16 protein-coding genes are annotated in these 16,598 nt (G+C 73.0%); 2 read left to right on the top strand and 14 right to left on the bottom strand.

What is annotated here, in order from left to right; all coding sequences use genetic code 11:
• Positions 1–154: 154 nt before the first annotated feature.
• From ACFY0K_RS11380 to ACFY0K_RS11315, 14 genes are all read right to left on the bottom strand, one after another.
• Positions 155–1,183: a glycoside hydrolase family 6 protein gene (locus ACFY0K_RS11380; protein ID WP_390639625.1), complete on the bottom strand. Its 1,029-nt coding sequence runs from the start codon at positions 1,181–1,183 to the stop codon at positions 155–157.
• A 336-nt stretch (positions 1,184–1,519) separates the two neighbouring features.
• On the bottom strand, positions 1,520–3,085 hold the full coding sequence (locus tag ACFY0K_RS11375; RefSeq protein WP_390639624.1) for an LPXTG cell wall anchor domain-containing protein: 1,566 nt from the start codon (positions 3,083–3,085) through the stop codon (positions 1,520–1,522).
• A gap of 99 nt (positions 3,086–3,184) precedes the next feature.
• Positions 3,185–3,856 (bottom strand): class F sortase, encoded by a 672-nt coding sequence (locus ACFY0K_RS11370; RefSeq protein ID WP_390639623.1) that lies wholly within the window; start codon positions 3,854–3,856, stop codon positions 3,185–3,187.
• Positions 3,857–3,869: 13 nt separating this feature from the next.
• On the bottom strand, positions 3,870–4,427 hold the full coding sequence (locus ACFY0K_RS11365) for a hypothetical protein (RefSeq protein ID WP_390639622.1): 558 nt from the start codon (positions 4,425–4,427) through the stop codon (positions 3,870–3,872).
• 148 nt (positions 4,428–4,575) lie between these two features.
• On the bottom strand, positions 4,576–5,355 hold the full coding sequence (locus ACFY0K_RS11360; protein WP_352361531.1) for an HAD-IIA family hydrolase: 780 nt from the start codon (positions 5,353–5,355) through the stop codon (positions 4,576–4,578).
• Between the two features lie 199 nt (positions 5,356–5,554).
• Entirely contained in the window at positions 5,555–6,610 is a 1,056-nt protein-coding gene (locus tag ACFY0K_RS11355; protein ID WP_390639621.1) for a 2-aminoethylphosphonate ABC transporter substrate-binding protein, read from the bottom strand.
• A gap of 37 nt (positions 6,611–6,647) precedes the next feature.
• The gene (locus ACFY0K_RS11350) at positions 6,648–7,445 is read right to left on the bottom strand and encodes an ABC transporter permease (protein WP_390639620.1); all 798 of its coding nucleotides are present in this window, start codon (positions 7,443–7,445) and stop codon (positions 6,648–6,650) included.
• A complete protein-coding gene (locus tag ACFY0K_RS11345; protein WP_390639993.1) occupies positions 7,432–8,232 on the bottom strand; it encodes a 2-aminoethylphosphonate ABC transporter permease subunit in 801 nt (266 codons plus the stop codon). The genes ACFY0K_RS11350 and ACFY0K_RS11345 overlap by 14 nt, the downstream gene beginning before the upstream one ends.
• A gap of 31 nt (positions 8,233–8,263) precedes the next feature.
• Positions 8,264–9,316 (bottom strand): ABC transporter ATP-binding protein, encoded by a 1,053-nt coding sequence (locus ACFY0K_RS11340; RefSeq protein ID WP_390639619.1) that lies wholly within the window; start codon positions 9,314–9,316, stop codon positions 8,264–8,266.
• Entirely contained in the window at positions 9,313–9,996 is a 684-nt protein-coding gene (locus tag ACFY0K_RS11335; RefSeq protein ID WP_390639618.1) for a phosphonatase-like hydrolase, read from the bottom strand. The genes ACFY0K_RS11340 and ACFY0K_RS11335 overlap by 4 nt, the downstream gene beginning before the upstream one ends.
• 5 nt (positions 9,997–10,001) lie before the next feature.
• Positions 10,002–11,126 (bottom strand): TIGR03364 family FAD-dependent oxidoreductase, encoded by a 1,125-nt coding sequence (locus ACFY0K_RS11330; RefSeq protein ID WP_390639617.1) that lies wholly within the window; start codon positions 11,124–11,126, stop codon positions 10,002–10,004.
• A 141-nt stretch (positions 11,127–11,267) separates the two neighbouring features.
• On the bottom strand, positions 11,268–12,023 hold the full coding sequence (locus ACFY0K_RS11325) for a GntR family transcriptional regulator (RefSeq protein ID WP_390639616.1): 756 nt from the start codon (positions 12,021–12,023) through the stop codon (positions 11,268–11,270).
• Positions 12,024–12,093: 70 nt separating this feature from the next.
• Positions 12,094–13,068 (bottom strand): hypothetical protein, encoded by a 975-nt coding sequence (locus ACFY0K_RS11320; protein WP_390639615.1) that lies wholly within the window; start codon positions 13,066–13,068, stop codon positions 12,094–12,096.
• Positions 13,069–13,749: 681 nt separating this feature from the next.
• Positions 13,750–14,892, bottom strand: a complete 1,143-nt coding sequence (locus ACFY0K_RS11315; protein ID WP_388718355.1) for an ROK family protein — start codon at positions 14,890–14,892, stop codon at positions 13,750–13,752.
• Between the two features lie 48 nt (positions 14,893–14,940).
• Between ACFY0K_RS11315 and ACFY0K_RS11310 the strand changes: the two genes are divergently transcribed.
• Together ACFY0K_RS11310 and ACFY0K_RS11305 are read left to right on the top strand one after the other, a co-directional pair.
• Complete coding sequence (locus ACFY0K_RS11310; RefSeq protein WP_390639614.1) at positions 14,941–16,038, top strand: Gfo/Idh/MocA family oxidoreductase; 1,098 nt, start codon at positions 14,941–14,943, stop codon at positions 16,036–16,038.
• On the top strand, positions 16,038–16,538 hold the full coding sequence (locus ACFY0K_RS11305) for a heme-degrading domain-containing protein (protein WP_390639613.1): 501 nt from the start codon (positions 16,038–16,040) through the stop codon (positions 16,536–16,538). The genes ACFY0K_RS11310 and ACFY0K_RS11305 overlap by 1 nt, the downstream gene beginning before the upstream one ends.
• Positions 16,539–16,598 lie beyond the last annotated feature (60 nt).

Raw genomic sequence — 16,598 nt, 5'->3', positions numbered from 1 at the left:
GCGCTGCCGCCGCGCTCCCGCGGGTGGGTCCTTCGGGCGCGGGAGCGTGGTGGCTGGTCGCGCCCGCGTGGCGGAGCCGCACATCGACTCCGCCCCGCGCCCCTGGGTGGGCCGCGCCACCGCCACTTCCCCGTCCCCGGGGCTCGTCGCGCCCCTAGGTATGTGAGGCTCGCGCCAGTTTCAAGGCGTAGGTCGGCCACCAGTTGCCTGCCTGGGGGCCTCCCTTGCAGGTGCCGTCGGACTCGCCGGGGCGCTTGACCCACAGGTAGGCGTCCACCAGGGGGTCCGCCGTCTTGGTGGTGGGCGTCTCCCCCAGTGCCCGCCCTGGCGGGTTGCACCAGCGTTCTTCCGGGTTGCCCCCCGTGTAGGGGCCGTTGCCGTTTCTGCTGGTGTCGATGACGAAGTGTTTGCCGCCCACCTTCGCCGAGAGCTGCTTGCCGTAGGTGATGGAGTCCTGGGTGGAGTAGAAGTTGGAGACGTTGACCGCGAAGCCGTCGGCCTGGCCGACGCCCGCCTGCTGGAGGGACTGGTAGATCTGGTCGGGGTGGCCCCAGCCCGCGTTGCCCGCGTCCAGGTAGACCTTGGTGTTCTTCAGGGACTTGAGTTTCGTGATCGCGCCGCGCAGGAGGTCGTAGCGCTCCTCGGCGAACCGGGCCGGGGTGCAGCCGTCGACGAGGTGCAGTACCGCGTCCGGTTCCAGGACGACGGTGGCCGGGCGGTCCTGGATGCCGTTCGCGACCCCGTCGATCCACGCCCGGTACGCGTCGCCGTCGGCCGCGCCGCCCTGGCTGTACTGGCCGCAGTCGCGGTGCGGGATGTCGTAGAGGACCAGCAGGGCCGTGCGGTCGGACTTCTGGGCGGCCTCGGTGAAGCCGCGCGCCTCCTGCTCCGGGTTCTCCGGGCCGATCCACTCGCCGGTCGGCTGTGCCGCTATCTTGCGGATCTGCTCGGCGTCGCCGTCCTTGCCGGCCTGCGCGTAGGCCTTCACCTGGCGGGCCGCGTTGGAGTCCGGGTTCACCCAGAACGGGTCGGCCTCCTTGGGTTGTTGGGTGATCGCCGCCCGCGGACTCGCGGCCGGCCGGTCCCCGTCCGAGCCGCCGCCCGAGGAGCAGCCGGCGAGCAGCAGCGCCGCCCCCAGTGCCCCGGCCCGGGCCGCCGAGCGGGCCCCCCTGCTGTCGTACATCCAATTCCCCCCTGGGTGCACTTGGCCAGAGCCCAATCGTGACATACCCACCGCACTCGTCACGAGATCGCCCAACCCTTGTCGGTGAGCTGTTACAGCCCGGGGTGACAACCGGCGCGGATGCTCGGCGGGCGGACACCTAGGCCCGGGCGCCCGTTGCCTCTAGAGTCGCTTGCGGGCGGCCCGGGCCCCGGCCCGCCCACCAGCCTCCCGCGCCTGACGCCGGGCTACTCCCGCGGCCCGTGCGCGCGCGGTTGAGGACCAGCCCGGTCGGTGGCTTCAGGGGGAGCGGGCCGCCGACCGGGCCGGGCCGGCGAGCCCCGGCCGGACCCCCGGTCAGGGCCTGCGGCGCCTGACGACGAACACCAGAGCGCCGCCGAGCAGCAGCGCGCCCGCGCCCGCCGCGGCGGCGACGGGCAGCATGCTGCTGCTTCCCGTGCTGGCGAGGGAGCCGGCCCCGGCCGTGTCGGCGACCGTCTGGGGGGTGACGTCGTTGCCGCCGGCCTTGCCGTCGGTGCCCGGGGTGGTGGCGGACGCGGAGGGCGAGGGGGTGGCACCGCTGTCGTCGCCCTCGACGTTGACGGTGACGGGCGCGGTGTTGTTGTCGGGGTTGTGGTCGAACTCCAGGGCGGTGTCGTACGACGTCGTCGCCCGGACCTCACCGGTGGTGGTCTTCGCACCCTCGCGGATCTTCAGGCCGAAGCCGAAGGTACGGGTGTCCCCGACCTCGAACTGGTTCGGCTCGGGGAAGCAGACGTACTGCGCGGCGCCAGGCGTCCGCTCTCCGGTGCTGGACTGCGCCTCGGGGTCCCACACCCGGCACCGGTCGGCGATCTCCACGGCCTTGGTGCCGGTGGGGACGGTGAACAGCAGCGCGGGCTGGTCGTCGCCGACGTTGTTGGCCATCCGGGCCGGTCCTTCGTCGCTCAGCGTGAGGTCCACGTGCACCAGGTCGCCCGGCGCGCCCGCGACGGTGTCGCCGCCCGCGGCCATGTCCGCCGTGTTGTCGACCATGACGTACTGGCTGCCGACCTTCGTGGCGCCGGTGTCCGCGGCCCCGGCGGCCACGAGGGAGAGCTTCGGGCCGCTCCCGGACGGCGCCTCGGCGTCCCTCACGGGCAGGGCCTCCCGGCGGATGTACTCGTACAGGGCCTGCTTGCTCACGTCCAGCTTGAGCGGCTGGTCCAACCGGTAGCTCTTGCCCGGCTCGACGGTCGTGTCGAAGGTGCACAACGCCTGCTGGGTGGAGCCGTACGGATCACCGGAGACCGTGGAGTAGGAGCAGTTGGAGAACCTGTCCGCGTAGGAGAGGCCGGGGGTGGTGAGCACCTGCAGCTGGACGCCGTTCGCGGGCAGGGAGCCGGTGTTGCTGATGGTGAGCGGGGACCCGATGGTGGAACCGGGCTTGTCGCCCTTGCGGTCGGCGAGCTTGTTGACCTTCAGCTCCACGTCACCCGCGGTCACTTCGACGTCCTTCGAGATCACGGTGCCGTTCGACGACGTGCCGCTGAGGGTCACCGTGCCCTTGGTGCCCAGCGGGGTGCCGCCCTTCGCCCGCAGGTCCACGAAGCCGCCTCCGTTGTCGCCCTCGTGGAGGTCGCCGAGCGCGGGCGCCGTGTAGGTGTCGACCGTCTTCCCGTTGACGGTGACCCAGTCCTTGACCTGGCTGAAGTCGAGCTTGACCGTGACGTCCTTCGCGGCGCCCGGCCCGTCGTTGTCCAGGCCCCAGCTGATCTGCGGCGGATCCTGGGTCGGCACCGGCACCCCGATGTTGTCGTTCACCACGAAGATGTGCACCACAGGACCGTCCGCGGCCTGTGCGGACATGGCGGGCAGCCATGCGGCGACGGCGGCCGCGAAGGCGGCCAGTACCGCCCCCGCCTTGCGCTGACGGTTGGTCATTCCGTGCCCCTCCCCACGGGACGCCTCTCGCCCCGCCACCCTTCAGACACCCCGGGGACGCCAAGGGTTGTCCGGGAGTTCGGGTCACCGCCGCGCGCTCTACGGACCGGTGCCCGTCAGGTACGCCGAGACCACCACGTTCGCCGTGTAGCGGTGCGTCGTCCGGTCGAAGGTGCCGCCGCAGGTGATCAGGCGGAGTTCGGCGCGTCCCGACTGCCGTGGGCCGTAGGCCTGTTGGGCGTCGAAGTGGTCGCGGGGCAGGACCCGGACGTCGTCGACGGTGAACTCCGCGACCGTGTTGTCGGCGCGGACCACGCGGATCGTCTCGCCGGGGCGCATCGTGCTGATCTTGTAGAAGACGGCGGGCCGGGTCTCGGTGTCGACGTGCCCGACCAGGACCGCGGTACCGGCCGCGCCGGGGTCGGTCCCGGAGCCGTACCAGCCGACCACGCCGGGCTGGTCGAAGGGCGGCGGATCGACCCCGCCGTCCTCGTCGAGGCCGCGGGCGACCACGGGGGCCTGCACGCCCAGTTCCGGTATGTCGACGCGCTCGGGCACGGCAGCGGGCAACGGCTTGGCCGCGGGCGGGAGTTCGGGATCCGAGGGCGGGCGGCCGACGGCGGCCACGTCGCCCGTGGTGGGCCCCGTCATCGCGTCGGGTATCTCGGTCACTCCGCGGCCCCACAGCCACAGCCCGAGCAGCAGGACCGCCCAGGCCACCCCGGTCAGCAGCCGTCCGGTGCCGGGGGAACGTTCGGTGTCGTCGGACATCGTGCTCCCGTCCTCAGCGCGCGCCCTGGCGGCGGCGGGCGCTCAGCAGCCCCACGGCGGCCACGGCGAAAGCGGCGAGGAGCAGGCCGGTGACCGCCTGCGCGGTGTCGGGACCGGCCGAGCGGGCGTCCGCCGAGGAGAGCGGGGCGGTACCGCCGCCGCCCGCGTGCACGGGTGCGAACGGCGAGGCGGGCACCACGCCGGGCACGTCCTGCCGGAACGACTGGGACGACGTCTGCGGTACGACGGTGACGCTGCCGGTGACGGCCGAGCCGCCGCAGCTGACCTGCACGGTGTAGGTGCCGGCGCCGGCCGTGGAGCGGACCTGGGCCTGGCCGGTCAGGTCGCCGCCGGTGCCGCCGAGGCGGGCGTCCGCGACGAAGGCCGTCGAGACGGCGGTGCCGGTCGTACCGGAGCAGCCGCTCGCCCGCAGCGCCACCACGGATCCGGCGGGCGGGGAAGCGGGGGTCACGGTGACGCCCTGGCCGTCCGCCGCGAGGGCGGCCGCCGGGGCGAGACCGGCGGCGCAGGCCAGGAGTCCGGTGCAGAGCGTGAGGGGAATAGAGCCCATCGTGAACCTCCAGATATCTGGAGGCTCCCCCGCACGGGGCGCCCCCGCATCCTCGGGGGGCGCCTTGTTGCTCCGTACGGGTGGTCTCAGGTTTGATCCCCGCCGGTCGCAGCCGGTTCAGAGGCGATCCGGATGGATCCGGAGCCGGTCAGATCCGGTCGACGAGGTCCGCGATCGAGTCCACGACCTCGGAGGGCCGGAACGGGTAGCGGTCGACGTCGTCCGGCTGGGTGACGCCGGAGAGCACCAGGAAGGTGCGCATCCCGGCCTCCAGACCCGCGAGGACGTCGGTGTCCATGCGGTCGCCGATCATCGCGGAGGTCTCCGAGTGGGCGCCGAGCGCGTTCAGCCCGGCCCGCATCATCAGCGGGTTGGGCTTGCCGACGAAGTACGGCTTCTTGCCGGTCGCGGCGGTGATCAGCGCGGCGACCGAGCCGGTGGCGGGCAGGTCGCCCTCCACGGACGGGCCGACGTTGTCGGGGTTGGTGGCGATGAACCGGGCACCGTCGTTGATCAGCCGCACGGCCTTGGTCAGCGCCTCGAAGGAGTAGGTGCGGGTCTCGCCGAGGATCACGAAGTCGGGCTCGTGGTCGGTGAGGATGTACCCGATGTCGTGCAGGGCGGTGGTCAGACCGGCCTCGCCGATGACGTAGGCGCTGCCGCCGGGCCGCTGGTCGTCCAGGAACTGGGCGGTGGCAAGCGCCGAGGTCCAGATGTTCTCCACCGGCACGTCGAGCCCCATCCGCCGCAGCCGTGCGTGCAGGTCACGGGCGGTGTAGATGGAGTTGTTGGTGAGCACCAGGAAGGGCCGTCCGGACTCCCGCAGCTTCTTCAGGAAGGCCTCCGCTCCGGGAATCGGTACCCCCTCGTGGATGAGGACCCCGTCCATGTCGGTGAGCCACGACTCGATGGGCTTGCGCTCTGCCATGTGGTGCGTCTCCTGGCGTGCGGATGGCGGACGTGCGGTCACGCGTGAGCTGTCCTGCGTGCGGTGTCGTGCGTGAGCCGGGGGCGCCGGAACCACGGTGTACCGACGGCCCCCAGCCTAGTCAGGACTGCGTGGGTACGACCCCGTCGATCATCCGGTCCAGGGGCGTAGCGGTCGTGCTCGGTGTTCCGGAGCGCGGTCAGCTGCCGGTGGCGGACTTCCAGGCGTCCACGTACGACGTGAGGTTCCTGTCGATGTCGTTCCAGTCCGGCGTGAACACGTCGACACCGGCCATGAGCCGGGTCAGCGCGGCCGCGTTGGCGTCGGTGGCCTTGACGTCGGTACGGGCGGTGAAGCCGCCGCCGATCGAGCTGACCTCCTCCTGCTGCTTCTCGGCGAGCATGAAGTCGAGGAGCTTCCTGCCGTTCTCGCTGTGCGGGGCGCCGGTGAGCAGGCCGGACGCGTAGGGCAGCGCGAAGGTGGTGGGCTTGCCGCCCCGGGCCGCCGGGAACCAGATGCCGAGGTCGGGCATGGTCCTGGTCTGGGCGTAGTTCATCTGGACGTCTCCGTTGGCGGCCAGCAGCTCGCCCTTGTCGACCTTGGGGGCGAGTTTGCCGGTGGAGGCGGACGGTCCTACGTTGTTGGCCTGCAGCCTGCCGAGGTAGTCCAGGGCCTGCTTCTCGCCGCCGAAGTCGTGGATCGCCTTGATCAGCACGGCGGTTCCGTCACCGGCGACACCGGGCGTGGAGTACTGGAGCTTGTTCTTGTACCTGCCTTCGAGCAGCTGCTCCCATGTCGTCGGCGCCTGCTTCAGCTCCTTCTTGTTGTAGACGAAGCCGAAGTAGTTGTTGACGACGGAGGTCCAGGTGCCGTCGGCGCCCTTGTCGGCGGCGCCGACCTGCGCGGAGCCGGCGGGCCGGTACTTCTGCAGCAGCCCCTTGCTGTCGGCCTGCTGGATGAACGGCGGGAGCGTGACCAGCACGTCGGCCTGCGGGTTGCTCTTCTCCCGCAGGGCGCGCTGCACCACTTCGCCGGAGCCGCCCTCGACGTACTTGACCTTGATGCCGGTCTGCTTGGTGAAGTCGGCGAAGACCTTGTCGTACCAGCCGTCGTTGTTCTCGCCCTTGAGACCGTCCGCGCTGTAGACGGTGACGGCCTTCTCGTCGGCTGCGGCCGAGGAGCCGCCGCAGGCGGAGAGCAGCGGGGTGGCGAGGAGGGAGACGGCTACGGCGATCTTGAGCGTGTTTCTGGGCATGGCGAGGCGAACTCCTTGCGTCGGTCAGGGGTGTGGATCAGCGGTACGAGGCCCGGTTGCGGACGCGGGAGACGGCGAACAGGACGATCAGGGTCGCCGTCATCAGGACCACCGCGAGTGCGGAGCCGGCGAACAGGGCGCCGCGGTCGGTGGCCGAGTAGATCAGGACCGGAAGCGGGGTCCAGTCGGGCGGATAGAGCATCATCGTGGCGCTCAGCTCGCCCATGGAGAGGGCGAAGCAGAGTCCCGCGGCGGCGGTGAGCGAGGGCAGCAGCAGCGGCAGCCGGACCCGCCACAGCACATAGGCCGGCCGGGCGCCGAGAGAGGCGGCGGCCTGCTCGTAGGCGGGGTCGAGGCGGGCGATCGCGGCCGACACCGACTGGTGGGCGAAGGCCGTCACCAGCACGGTGTGCGCGAGGATCACGATCCACCGGGTGCCGTTGAGCAGCATCGGCGGCTTGGAGAAGGCCACCAGCAGCGACAGCCCGACCACGACCGACGGCACGGCGACCGGCAGCACGAACAGGGCGTCGACGACCCGCCGCTGCCGCTTGTTCAGCCCGGCCGCGGCGAGCGCGGCCCAGGTGCCGACGGCCAGCGCGAGCAGACTCGCCGTGACGGCCGTGAGGAGGCTGGTGATCAGGGCCTGCAGGGCGTCGCCGCGGGCGGCGGACCTGAAGTTGGCCACCGTCGTCCCCGAGGGCAGCACACCGGACCAGTGGGTGGCGAACGAGGCACCGAGAACGACGAGGAGGGGAAGGGCGAACAGCGGCAGGAAGAGGACGGCGAACACCGCCCACACCACCCACCTGGCCCCGCGGTCATGCACCAGCACGACGGCTCACCACCCGGTAGAGGCCGTAGAGACCCACGGAGATCACGACGTTGACGACGGCGACGACACAGGCACCCGGGTAGTCGGACTCCAGGATCGCCTTGCTGTAGACGAGCATCGGCAGGGTGGTCACGCCCTTGGCCCCCGTGAAGAGCACGATCCCGAACTCGTTCAGGCAGAGCACCAGCACCAGACTCCCGCCGGCCGCCAGCGCGGGCAGCGCCTCCGGCAGGATCACCCGGCCCACGATCCGCGGCGCCCGCGCCCCGAGACTCGACGCCGCCTCGATCTGCGCGGTGTCCACCTGCGAGAACGCGGCGAGCAGCGGCCGCATCACGAACGGCGTGAAGTAGGTGACCTCGGCGAGCAGCACCCCCCACGGCGTGGTCAGGAACTGGAACGACCCGATGATCCCGGTCGTGCCGTAGATGAAGAGCAGGGCGAGGGTGATGAGGAAGGACGGGAAGGAGAGGTAGACGTCGACGAACCGGGCAACGGCTCTGGCCCCGGGAAACGGGATGAACGCGATGACCAGCGCCAGCCCGAAGCCGAGCACCATGCATCCGACGGTGGAGGAGACGGCGATCCAGACGGTGGTCCACAGAGCGTTCCGGAACGACTCGGAGGCGAACACGTCGGCGTAGGGCTGGAGGGAAGTGCCACCCGTGTCCGGGTGGACGGACTGCTGGACGACGAGGGCCAGTGGATAAAGGAAGAAGAGAGCCAGCAATGCAACTGGCGCCAGGATCAACGCGCCCCGAAAGGGGCGCGGGGAACTGCGCGACAGGCCCCCACCGGCCCGCTGCCGGGCAACAACCTCACCCACGGCCGACCCCCGCGGGCAGCAACACCGCAGCCTCCGGCGCGAAGTGCAACGCCACGTCGTCCCCGAACCCCGGCGGATCCTTCAACTCCCTCAGATCGGCCATCACCGCATGCCCGCCCACCTCGACGTACAAGCGATGCGTGGCCCCCCGCCACTGCACGTCGGTCACCCTGCCGACCAGCCTGTTCGGCCCGTCGCCGAGCCCGACCAGATGGGGCCGCACGCACAAGGTCGCCCGGGCCCCGGACGCGGCCCCCGCCGTGTCCACCTCCACCCCGACCCCTGCGAAGTCGACACCCCCCGCCGCCACGGTCACCGGCAGCAGGTTCGCCCCGCCGACGAAGGACGCCGTGAACTCGTCGGCCGGCGCCCGGTAGAGCTCCGTCGGCGTCCCGCACGCCCGCAGCCGTGTCTTGTCCATGACCGCGATCCGGTCGGCCAGCGTCAGCGCCTCGACCTGGTCGTGGGTGACGTACAGGATCGACACGTCCGGCAGCTCCCGGTGCAGCCGGGCCAGTTCCGCCAGCATCCCGGACCGCAGCTGCGCGTCGAGCGCGGACAGCGGCTCGTCCAGCAACAGCACCCCCGGCCGGATGGCCAGCGCCCGTGCGATGGCCACCCGTTGCTGCTGGCCGCCGGACAGCTCCCGCGGATAGCGGCGCGCGTACGCCGCCATCCCGGTCATCTCCAGCGCCTCGGCGACCCGTTCCCGGATCTCGCCCCCGGCCGTCCTGCGCGCCCGGAGCCCGAAGGCCACGTTGTCGGCGACCCGCATGTGCGGGAACAGCGCGTACTGCTGGACGACCATCCCGATCCCCCGCCGGTACGGCGGCAGCTCGGTCACGTCACGGTCACCGAGGAACACCCGCCCGGAGACGGGCCGTACGAACCCGGCGACCGCTCGCAGCGCGGTGGTCTTGCCGGAGCCGGACGGCCCGAGCAGGGCCATCACCTCGCCGGGGGCGACGGTGAGGTCGAGGGAGTCGAGGACCACGTTCCCGTCGTAGGCGACGCTCACCGAGTCGAAGCGGATGCCGCTGGTCATCCGAGCGCTCCCGGCAGGTCCGCGACGCTCTCCAGCACATGGGTCGCCCCGGCCGCCCACAGCGCGTCCGCGTCGTGCGCGCCGGTCAGCACCCCGGCGACCAGGCCCGCTCCGGCGCGGACGCCGGTGAGCATGTCGTAGGAGGTGTCGCCGGCGACGGCGACCTGGCGGACGTCGTCGGCGGCGGCCGTGCGCAGCAGCGCGGTGAGGACCATGTCGGGGTAGGGCCGGCCGCGGCCCCCGGCGTCGGCGGGGCACAGGGTGAGCGGCACCAGGTCCCGCCATCCGAGGGCGGCGAGGATCGCGTCCTGGGTGGCGCGGGCGAACCCGGTGGTGAGGACGACGGTACGGCCGTCCGCCCGGAGCTTCTCGATGGTCTCGCGGGCGCCGGGCAGGGCGTGCACCCTGCCTGCGTCGACGAGTTCGGCGTAGGCCGCCTCGAAGGCCCGGTTGGCCTCCTGGGCCCTGGTCTCCTCCCCGAACAGGTGCCGGAAGACGGAGATCTTCGACTCGCCCATGGTGGCGCGGACGTAGTCGATCATCTGGTCGGGGTCGGCGCCCAGACGGTGGGCGGCGGCTGTGAACGCGTGCTCGACGAGCCCGCCGTCCGCGACGGTCGTACCGGCCATGTCGAGCACGACGAGCCGGATGTCCTCGGTGGTCCCTGCCTTGTCGGTCATCTCTGTCACCAGCCCAGTTCGTCGGCGGTTGTCTCGGCTATCGCGGGCGAGCAGGTCATGCCGCGCCCGCCGGGCCCGGTGACCAGCCACACCCCGTCGGCCACCTGCTGCCGGTGCACGACCCGGGTCGGGTCGGTGCACTGCGCGTACACCCCGGCCCAGCGGTGCCGGATGCGCGGCAGTGGCCGGCCGAGGAGGGCTTCGACGACCCCGGTGAGGTGCTCGTAGGGCTCCTCGACGGTGTCGAAGGGGAAGGGGTGCTCGTACTCGTGGGTGTCGCCGATGGTCAGGCCGCCGTCGGCGCGCTGCACCATGAGCAGCTGCATGCGGTGGGCCGCCGCCGTCTCCGGCTGCGGTGAGCGGGCGTTGAGCTCGTCCAGGGCCGGGGAGGCGTAGGCCGGGTAGTAGCGGAAGCTGTCGGCGTCGGCGACCGAGGTGGGGAGGGGTTCGCCGAGCGGGTCGGTCTGCATCATCTGGAGGCGGACCCGGCGCACGGGCAGGCCGGGTCCGGCCAGCTCGCGGACCAGGCCGCCGAGCCAGGCGCCGGTGCACAGGACGACGGCGTCGGCGTGGTGGACGTCACCGTGGTCGTCACGGACCGTGCCGGGTCCGGTCACCTCGCGGACCTCGCGGCCCGGCAGGAAGGTGTAGTCCGGGGACTTCAGCAGCTCGGCGCGGAGGGCGAGCTGGGCGGTGCGCGGCTCGACGGCCGCGTCCCGCTCGCAGTGGAGGGCGGCGTCGAAGTCCCCGCGCAGGGCGGGGTTCAGGGCGCGGGCCTCGGCCGGGGTGAGCAGCTTGTGGCCGCGGGCGGCCGCGTCCTCGCGGGCCACCGCGGCCTCCGCGACGGCGAGTTCGTACGCGCCGCGCACCGGGGTCAGCGACCCGTTGGCGCGGAAGCCGAGCGCGGGCACCCGGCCGCCGATCTCCTCCCACAGCTCTCTGGCCCGCAGGGCGGTCTCGAGTTCCGCGCCCGCCGCGCGCCCGCTCACCCAGATCTGCCCGAAGTTGCGCAGTGAGGCGCCGCGGGCCTCGGCCTCGCGCTCGATCTGCACGACCTCGTGGCCGCGTTCCATTGCCTGCCAGGCGTGCATGGTGCCCACCACGCCTGCTCCGACGACTGTCACTCTCACGGCGGCCACGCTCCTCGCGACTGGGGAACCGGAAAGGTCCGGCTGACAACGAGAGCGTGAACCGGTCAATACGTTTGGGCTAGACCCGTTATCTTTTCGTGATACCCAGCCAAGATCAGAAGCAGCCGAAATCGGTACTTTTCAGCCGCCGAGGTGGGCCGAGAACGAGAACCGGTCCCCCCGGTACAGCGACCGCACCCGCTCCAGCGGCCGTCCCTCGGTGTCCCGTGACACCCGGTGGATCAGCAGCATCGGAAGGGCCGGCGGGGTGCCGATGAGCAGCGCCTCGCGCGGGGTGGCCAGCACGGTCTCGATGCGTTCGTCGGCGTCCCCGAAGGCGATGCCCTTCTCGTGCAGGTAGCCGTAGAAGGAGGAGTCGGGGTGGAAGTCGCTGTCGAGGTGCGGGACCCGGGCGACGGCGACGTACGTGCTCTCCAGGCCGACCCGCTCGTCGTCGGCGAGCAGCACGCGCTCCAGGTGCCAGACGGGTTCGCCGCGCTCCAGGCCGGTCTCGGCGGCGAGGGCGGCCGGGCAGGGGAAGCGGTCGAGGGTGACGAGGCTACGGCCGGGGGTACGGCCCTGCCGCCGTACCCCCTCGGTGTAGCTGGCGAGGGAGAGCGGCTGCTCCAGCTTGGGCCCCGCGACGACCGTGCCGCGACCCTGCCGGCGCAGCTTGCCCTCCAGGACCAGCTCGCGCAGCGCCTGCCGGACGGTCTCGCGGGCGACCCCGTACTCCTCGGACAGATCGCGCTCGGTGGGGATGACGCTGCCCTCCGCCAGCGCGCCGACGAGCTGGTCGATCCGCGCCTTCACCGCGTAGTACTTCGGGATGCGGCCGTGCTCCGGGATGCCGGAGCGGACGGGGGCGCCGGGGGCCTGGTCGTTCGGGTAGTCCACGCAGGGATCGTCGCAGACGACGCCGGTCCGGCCGGACGGGGGCGCCGCCCGCACCGTCACCCGGCAGGGGTCACCGCCGCCGGCGGGCCAGCAGGAACGCGCTCGCTCCTACGACGAGCAGGGCGACGGAGGCCGTGAACAGCCCGTGAGCGAGGCCCAGGCCGGTGCGGGCCAGTTCACGGGCGCGTTCCCCGGCCTCCCAGGGTCCGTCGGCACCTTCCCAGGAGTCTCGGTTGTCCCAGGCTTGCCGGCGGCGGTCCCAGGCTTGCCGGCGGCGGTCCGGGTTCCCGCCGGCCTCGTCGGTGAAGGGCGGGGCGCTGTCGCCGGGGGACGCGGCGGGGGTGGCTCCTGGGCTGGCCCCCTGGCTGCTGTCGGGACCGGGACTGGCGGGGCCGGTCCCCGAGGGTCCCGGACTCTGCGAGGGCGTGTCCGGGCCGGGCTGCGTGGAGCCGCCGGACGGGACGGCGGGGGCGGCGGTCGCGGGGGGCGGCGGCGGTTCGCCTCCGATGCCGAAGCGGTAGTCGTTCGACTCCCCCACCCACGCGCCGTCCGACCCCTGCCGCTGCACGGCGGCCGCGTTGACCGTGACCCCGTTGCGTACGGCGTCGGAGGTGATCGCCAGTCTCACCCTGACCGAGACGGTCGCCCCGGGCGCCACGGTGAGCCCCGGGAAGTCGGTCCCGTCGAAGACGCCGACCAGCTCGGACTCGTCGGTCTTCGTCAGCGGGACCGGGCGGGTGCGCGGGCCGTCGTAGAACTCCAGCTCGGTCTGGGACGGCTTGAGGGCCTTCTTGTCGTCGACGAGGACGACGACCGGGTGGACGTCGGCGCAGGTGTGGGCGGTGGTGTTGGTGAGGTCGAGGTACCAGGTGCCGAAACCGCCGCCGGGCTCGTAGGACGTGGGGCCGTCGTGGAGGCGGGTGGTGAGGGGGAAGCCCTGCCGGCCGGCGTCCGCGCAGGAGGACTCGGCGATCGCCTGCGGCGCGGGGACGAGTACGACGGCTGCGGCGGCCAGGCAGAGGGACAGGGGGGTGCTCAGTCGCATGCGCATGAACAGGTGAGCCTGCCGGGCACGGACCGGCGTCCCCGGCTGCCACACCGCGAAAACACCCACACTCCGCCCGATCGGCCGCCCCTCACCACCCGGCCGGCGGTGCCGAACGGCCGACGGCCACCTGCGGGCCGGTGGGGGCCGGCGCGCAGTTCCCCGCGCCCCTGGGTCGGCTGCGCCACCGATACTCAAAACGCCCCGCCGGACACCCCGCCGGTTCGCCTGATCGCCGCTCCCCCACCCCGCCGGTTCCCTGATCGCCGCTCCCCCACCCCGCCGGTCCGGCTGAACGCCGCTCCCCCACCCCGCCGGTTCCCTGATCGCCGCTCCCCCACCCCGCCGGTCCGGCTGAACGCCGCTCCCCCCACCCCGCCGCAACGGCGACCAGCCACGACGGCGGATCCCGGCGGCGCCGAACGGCCGGTGGGCACCTGCCGGCCGGCGGGGGCTGGCCGCGCAGTTCCCCGCGCCCCTTGGGTGACTGCGCCACCGGTACTCAAAACGCCCCGCCGGATGCCCCACCGGTCCGGCTGATCGCCGCTCATCCCCCCACCCCCGCCGCAACGGCGACCAGCCACGACGGCGGATCCCGGCGGTGCCGAACGGCCGACGGCCACCTGCGGGCCGGTGGGGGCGGTCGTGCAGTTCGCCGTGTCCCTTCTGGCCGGGCGGTGGTCAGCCGTCCGCGCGGCCGAAGAGTGGGGCGAGGAGCAGTTGGGCCGCGCCCTCCGCGACGCCCCGGCCGCCGCCGGGAGCGAGGCGGACCGGGACGGTCGTGCGCAGGCTGCCCTCCCGCCGGGTGTGGGCGTCGAGGACGGCGGCGACCCCCCGTACGAAGGGCTCCGGCGCGGCAGCGATCGTGCGGCCGCCGAGCAGCACGAGGTCGATGTCGAGCAGGCCGGCCAGGTTCGCGGCGCCGACGCCGAGGACCCGCGCCGCCTCGGCCACGTCGCCGCGGGCCACCGCCGCCAGGCACAGCGCCTCGATGCAGCCGCGGTTGCCGCAGTGGCAGGGCGGCCCGTCGAGCTGGACGACCTGGTGCCCGAACTCCCCGGCCCCGGTGCGCGCCCCCCGGTGCACGGTGTCGCCGATCACCAGGCCCGCGCCCAGCCCCGTACCGAGGAGCAGGCAGGCGAAGGAGCCGCCCTCGCCGCCGACGGCGAGTCCGAGGGCCGCCGCGTTGCTGTCCTTGTCGACGACGACCGGCACCCCGAGCCGTTCGGCCAGCGCGTCCCGCAGCGGGAAGCCGTCCCAGGAGGGGAAGCCGGTGACCCGGTGCAGCACCCCGTGGGTGTGGTCGAGCGGACCGGGCGCCCCGACCCCGACCCCGAGCAGGGTGTCGCCGCCGCGCTCGACCAGCTCACCGGCCACCTCCACGACCGCGCCGAGGACGGCCTCCGCCCCGGCGCCCATGTCCACCGCCGCCTGCCGCTCGGCGACCACCGTGCCGTCGAGGTCGACGAGCACCGCCCGCAGTTCGTCCCGGTCGAGCTGGATCCCCACCGCGTGCCCGGCGTCCGGCACCAGCCGCAGCACGGTGGCCGGCTTGCCCCCGGTGGACGCGCGCCGCCCGGCCTCCGCGGCGAGGCCCTCCTCCCGCAGCCGGGCGGTGATCTTGCTGACCGCCTGCGGGGTGAGCCCGGTCCGCTCGGCCAGTTCGAGCCGGCTGATGCCGCCCTCCCCCGCCGTGCGCAGCAGATCCAGCACCAGCGCGGTGTTGTGACTGCGCATGGCCGGCAGATTGGCCCCGACCGCACCCGGTCGCCCGCCGGCCGCCGTACCCGGCCGCCCGCTCCTCGTCCTGTTCACGCCACTCATTCTCCCTCCCACTTGCACTTTGGCAACAGCGTTGCGAAAGTAGGACGCATGACAGCAGCTGCCACTCCCCTTCGCGTCGGCCTCATCGGCTACGGCCTCGCCGGATCCGTCTTCCACGCCCCCCTGATCGCCGCCGCCGAGGGCCTCGCCCTGGACACGGTGGTCACCTCGAACCCCGAGCGGCAGGCGCAGGCGAAGGCCGAGTTCCCCGGCGTCCGGACGGTCGCAGGCCCCGACGAGCTGTTCGACCGCGCCGCCGAGCTCGACCTGGTCGTCATCGCGTCCCCGAACAAGACGCACGTCCCGCTGGCGACGACCGCCCTCAAGGCGGCCCTCCCGGTCGTGGTCGACAAGCCGGTCGCCGGCACCGCCGCCGAGGCGCGCGAGCTGGCCGCCCTCGCCGACGAGCGCGGCCTGCTGCTCTCGGTCTTCCAGAACCGCCGCTGGGACAACGACTTCCTGACCCTGCGCAGCCTTCTCGACGAAGGTGCGCTGGGCGACCCCTGGCGCTTCGAGTCCCGCTTCGAACGCTGGCGTCCGCAGCCCAAGGGCGGCTGGCGCGAGTCCGGCGACCCGGCAGAGATCGGAGGTCTCCTGTACGACCTCGGCAGCCACGTCGTCGACCAGGCCCTGGTCCTCTTCGGCCCCGCCACCGAGGTGTACGCCGAGTCGGTGATCCGCCGGGCCGGCGCCGAGACGGACGACGACACCTTCATCGCCGTCACGCACGCGAACGGCGTCCGCTCCCACCTGTACGCCTCGGCCACGGCGGCCCAGCTCGGCCCGCGCTTCCGGGTGCTGGGCTCGAAGGCGGGCTACGTCAAGTACGGCCTGGACCCGCAGGAGGACGCCCTGCGCAAGGGCGAGCGCCCGGGCACCGCGGCCGCCTGGGGCCAGGAACCGGAGTCGTTGTACGGCCGTGTCGGCGCTGGGGGTGCCCCCTCTGGGGGAGAGTCCCCGGTCACCGGCGGCGGCAGCACCGTCCCGACCCTCCCCGGTGACTACCCCGCGTACTACGCGGCCGTGGCCAAGGCCCTGCGGGGCGAGGGCCCCAACCCGGTGACCGCGCTGGAGGCGGCCGCCGCCCTGGACGTACTCGAAGCAGCCCGCCGTTCGGCACGCGACAAGGTGACGGTGACCCTCTGATGCACCACCCGCAGCTCACCCCGAGGACCACTCCCGAACTCACGCCGCCCGTGGAGGAGTTGGAGAAGCAGGAACGCCGCCTGGTGTTCCGGCAGTTCACGTACGACGACGCGTGGGCGCTCGGCTCGCTGCTGGTGGAGATGGCCCGGGAGCGCCAGGCCCCCGTCGCCATCGACATCCACCGCGCGGGCCAGCAGCTCTTCCACGCGGCCCTGCCCGGCTCCACCCCCGACAACGACGCCTGGATCGCCCGCAAGCGCCGCGTGGTCGAGCGCTACGGCTCGGCCTCCTACCTGGTCGGCGCCCGCTTCCGCGCCAAGGGCACGACCTTCGAGGAGTCCTCCCGCCTGGACCCGGACGAGTACGCGGCCCACGGCGGCTCCTTCCCGATCACCGTGGAGAACGTCGGCGTGATCGGCACGGTAACGGTCTCGGGCCTGCCCCAGCTGGAGGACCACCGCTTCGTGGTGGAGGCCCTGGAGAGTTTCCTGAAGCTGTAGCAGGCCCCACTGGGGTGCCCCCTCAGGGGCGCTGGGGGTACCCCCGGCCGAAGGCTGGGG

Source organism: Streptomyces sp. NPDC001507, from assembly GCF_042894765.1.
In the GTDB taxonomy this organism is placed as follows: domain Bacteria; phylum Actinomycetota; class Actinomycetes; order Streptomycetales; family Streptomycetaceae; genus Streptomyces.
The sequence above is the reverse complement of the archived record's forward strand: the minus strand, read 5'-3'. Positions and strand labels throughout refer to the sequence as shown.

Excerpts from the sequence above, each read along its gene's own strand:
- ACFY0K_RS11380 (WP_390639625.1), bottom strand. The coding sequence starts at position 1,183 with ATGTACGACAGCAGGGGGGCCCGCTCGGCGGCCCGGGCCGGGGCACTG.
- ACFY0K_RS11375 (WP_390639624.1), bottom strand. The coding sequence starts at position 3,085 with ATGACCAACCGTCAGCGCAAGGCGGGGGCGGTACTGGCCGCCTTCGCG.
- ACFY0K_RS11320 (WP_390639615.1), bottom strand. The coding sequence starts at position 13,068 with ATGCGACTGAGCACCCCCCTGTCCCTCTGCCTGGCCGCCGCAGCCGTC.
- ACFY0K_RS11305 (WP_390639613.1), top strand. The coding sequence starts at position 16,038 with ATGCACCACCCGCAGCTCACCCCGAGGACCACTCCCGAACTCACGCCG.
- ACFY0K_RS11335 (WP_390639618.1), bottom strand. The coding sequence starts at position 9,996 with ATGACCGACAAGGCAGGGACCACCGAGGACATCCGGCTCGTCGTGCTC.
- ACFY0K_RS11340 (WP_390639619.1), bottom strand. The coding sequence starts at position 9,316 with ATGACCAGCGGCATCCGCTTCGACTCGGTGAGCGTCGCCTACGACGGG.
- ACFY0K_RS11355 (WP_390639621.1), bottom strand. The coding sequence starts at position 6,610 with ATGCCCAGAAACACGCTCAAGATCGCCGTAGCCGTCTCCCTCCTCGCC.
- ACFY0K_RS11365 (WP_390639622.1), bottom strand. The coding sequence starts at position 4,427 with ATGGGCTCTATTCCCCTCACGCTCTGCACCGGACTCCTGGCCTGCGCC.
- ACFY0K_RS11310 (WP_390639614.1), top strand. The coding sequence starts at position 14,941 with ATGACAGCAGCTGCCACTCCCCTTCGCGTCGGCCTCATCGGCTACGGC.
- ACFY0K_RS11360 (WP_352361531.1), bottom strand. The coding sequence starts at position 5,355 with ATGGCAGAGCGCAAGCCCATCGAGTCGTGGCTCACCGACATGGACGGG.
- ACFY0K_RS11370 (WP_390639623.1), bottom strand. The coding sequence starts at position 3,856 with ATGTCCGACGACACCGAACGTTCCCCCGGCACCGGACGGCTGCTGACC.
- ACFY0K_RS11315 (WP_388718355.1), bottom strand. The coding sequence starts at position 14,892 with ATGAGTGGCGTGAACAGGACGAGGAGCGGGCGGCCGGGTACGGCGGCC.